Origin of the sequence: Halorubrum sp. Atlit-26R, assembly GCF_003666015.1 — an archaeon.
Taxonomy (GTDB): domain Archaea; phylum Halobacteriota; class Halobacteria; order Halobacteriales; family Haloferacaceae; genus Halorubrum.
This window is the reverse complement of the sequence record NZ_QPLT01000311.1, coordinates 1-575: the sequence shown is the minus strand read 5'-3', so window position 1 is coordinate 575 and position 575 is coordinate 1. Positions and strand designations below refer to the sequence as shown.

Sequence of the window (575 nt, the reverse complement as noted above, 5' to 3'; positions counted from 1 at the left end):
AACTGATCCGACCGCGCCGCATTCGTTCCTTTTTTTCCTCTGATAGAGGGAGCGACGATGCCATATCGGTGTCTCTCTCACGAGCCCTCATAGTCGTTACTCGAACGACTCCAGCTTCCCGACGATCCTCGTGTACACGTCCGGCGCCACGTACCAGCCGTGATCGATCATCGCGTCGACGGCGTCACGGCCCTCCGCCGTCGACAGCGCGCCGTCTTTCACAGCTGAGAGGACGAGGTACGCGGTCCCGCGCGTCTCCACGTCCTCCACCTCGGCGGCGGAGCGTCCGACAGACTCGTCCATCACGGCGACCGCGTCGCGGGCGTCCACACAGGTGAGGACCGCGACGTCGGCGTCGCTCAACCCCGGATGCCGTGCGAGTCGCGTCGCGACCGGCGAATCGTCGGTGTCGACTGCGACGGCCTCGACGAGACCGTCCTCCACGGTGCGCTCGATCCGACGCGCGTCGTCGTACCCTTGCTCGACGCCGGTCGTCACGACCTCGCGGTAGACGGCCTCCGGAACGACTCGCGGCTCGTCCAGCGTCTCGATGGCGTCCAGCCGCTCCGCCTTCG

The 575-nt window shown here is 67.0% G+C and carries 1 protein-coding gene; it reads right to left on the bottom strand.

What is annotated here, in order from left to right; all coding sequences use genetic code 11:
* Nucleotides 1–96: 96 nt before the first annotated feature.
* On the bottom strand, nucleotides 97–575 hold a 479-nt coding region (locus DVK07_RS24005), incomplete at its 5' end, for a DUF3368 domain-containing protein (RefSeq protein ID WP_233565568.1).